The sequence below is a fragment of the Saccharomonospora saliphila YIM 90502 genome, assembly GCF_000383795.1.
In the GTDB taxonomy this organism is placed as follows: domain Bacteria; phylum Actinomycetota; class Actinomycetes; order Mycobacteriales; family Pseudonocardiaceae; genus Saccharomonospora; species Saccharomonospora saliphila.
The window spans coordinates 1-2,192 of sequence record NZ_KB912683.1 but is presented as its reverse complement, the minus strand read 5'-3'; the positions used below and the strand labels follow the sequence as shown (position 1 = coordinate 2,192).

The 2,192-nt window shown below is 73.8% G+C and carries 2 protein-coding genes; both read left to right on the top strand.

Features of this window, described 5'->3' with window-relative positions; all coding sequences use genetic code 11:
- The coding region (locus SACSA_RS22985) for a 4-(cytidine 5'-diphospho)-2-C-methyl-D-erythritol kinase (protein ID WP_048876806.1) at nt 1-559 on the top strand (559 nt) is incomplete at its 5' end.
- Nucleotides 560-660: 101 nt separating this feature from the next.
- Nucleotides 661-2,192, top strand: a 1,532-nt coding sequence (locus SACSA_RS0113985) for an ABC-F family ATP-binding cassette domain-containing protein (protein WP_019816527.1), incomplete at its 3' end; no start/stop codon positions are given.

Genomic DNA, 2,192 nt, shown 5'->3' with positions numbered 1-2,192 from the left:
GTTGTGGAAGCTGGACCTGCCCCGCGACGAGCTGGCCGAGGTGGCGGCCGGGCTCGGCAGCGACGTGCCCTTCGCCCTGCACGGAGGCACCGCACTGGGCACCGGGCGCGGCGAGCGGCTCGTTCCGGTGCTCGCCCGGCACACCTTCCACTGGGTGCTCGCGTTCGACCAGCGCGGGCTGTCCACCCCGAAGGTGTACGGGGAGCTGGACCGGCTGCGTGCCGATGGGGACCCGCCCCGGGTGGGTCCGCACGAGGCGGTCATGGAAGCCCTGGCCTCGGGTGACCCACGCCGGCTCGCTCTGCTGCTCGGCAACGACCTCCAGGCGGCGGCCGTGTCGTTGCGGCCCGGGCTGCGGCGCACGCTGCGGGCCGGTGTCACGGCGGGCGCGCTCGCGGGCGTGGTCTCCGGCTCCGGGCCGACCTGTGCGTTCCTGTGTTCCGACGCCGACTCCGCGCTCGCCGTCGCCGCCGAGCTGGCGGGCGCCGGGGTGTGCCGGACGGTGCGGGTGGCACACGGCCCGGTCCCGGGAGCGCGCGTGCACACCGACGACGAGTAACCCCCGAGCGGGCGCGGGCACGCGGGGCGGCGCCCGCTCGTGCCACGGCGTACGAGCCACGGGAAAGGACCACGAGCCACGGGAAAGGACGAAGCGAACGCATGGCCAACCTGGTCAACCTGGAGGCGGTCCACAAGTCCTACGGTGAGCGGACGCTGCTCGACGGCGTGTCGCTCGGCGTGGGCGCGGGCGAGCGCATCGGGGTCGTCGGGCTCAACGGCGGGGGCAAGACCACGCTGCTCGAAGTGCTCTCCGGCCTCGGGGAACCCGACTCGGGACGGGTCAGCCGGGCGCGTGGGCTGCGGATGCGGGTCGTCACCCAGCGTACTGACCTGCCGGAGGGTGGCACCGTGCGCGAGGCCGTGCTCTCCGAGTACGCCGCCGAGCACGAGTGGGCCTCGGACGCCCGAATTCGCTCCATCGTGGAGGGTCTCGGCATCCAGGCGATCGGCCTCGACACGCCGACGGCGACGCTGTCCGGCGGCGAGCGCCGCCGCGTCGCGCTGGCCGCCGCGCTCGTGGCCGAGCTGGACCTCGTGGTGCTCGACGAGCCGACCAACCACCTCGACGTCGAGGGCGTGCGATGGCTGGCCGACCACCTGCTCGCCCGCCGGATCTCCCTCGTGGTCGTCACCCACGACCGGTGGTTCCTCGACACGGTGTGCGATCGCACCTGGGAGGTGACCGGGGGCCGCGTCGAGCAGTACGAGGGTGGCTACGCCGACTGGGTCTTCGCGCGCGCCGAGCGTGCCCGGCTGGCAGCCAACGCGGAGGAGAAGCGGCGCAACCTGGCCCGCAAGGAGCTGGCGTGGTTGCAGCGCGGCGCGAAGGCGCGCACGTCGAAGCCCAAGTACCGGGTCGAGGCCGCCGAGGCGCTCATCTCGGACGTGCCCGAGCCACGCGACACGGTGGAGCTGATGGCCTTCGCCCGGCGCCGCCTCGGCAAGACCGTGCTCGAACTGGAGGACGTGTCGCTGGCCACCGACGAGCGCACCCTGCTCGACCACGTGACCTGGCGCATCGGCCCCGGTGACCGCATCGGTCTCGTGGGCGTCAACGGTTCGGGCAAGACCACCCTGCTGCGGCTGCTCGCGGGCGAGACCGACCCGGCCACGGGCCGGCGTGTCGAGGGCAAGACCGTGCGCCTGGCCCACCTGCGGCAGGAACTCGACGACCTGCCGGGGGAGTTGCGGGTGCTTCAGGCCGTCGAGCGGGTCGCCTCCCGGGTGACGCTGGGCCGGGACGAACTGTCCGCCTCGCAGCTGGCCGAGCGGCTCGGGTTCGGCCGCGCGCGGCAGTGGACGCCGGTGCGTGACCTCTCCGGCGGGGAACGGCGGCGGCTGCAACTGGTGCGGCTGCTGATGTCCGAACCGAACGTGCTGCTGCTCGACGAGCCCACCAACGACCTCGACATCGACACCCTTCAGCAACTGGAGGACCTGCTCGACGGGTGGGCGGGCACGCTAGTGGTGGTCTCTCACGACCGCTACCTCGTCGAGCGCGTCTGCGACACGGTGGTCGCGCTGTTCGGCGACGGCGAGATCACCCACCTGCCCGGCGGCATCGACGAGTACCTGAGCCGGCGCGGCTCCGGTCGCGGCGGCGCGACGGCGGGCGGCTCCGGCGGCTCCGG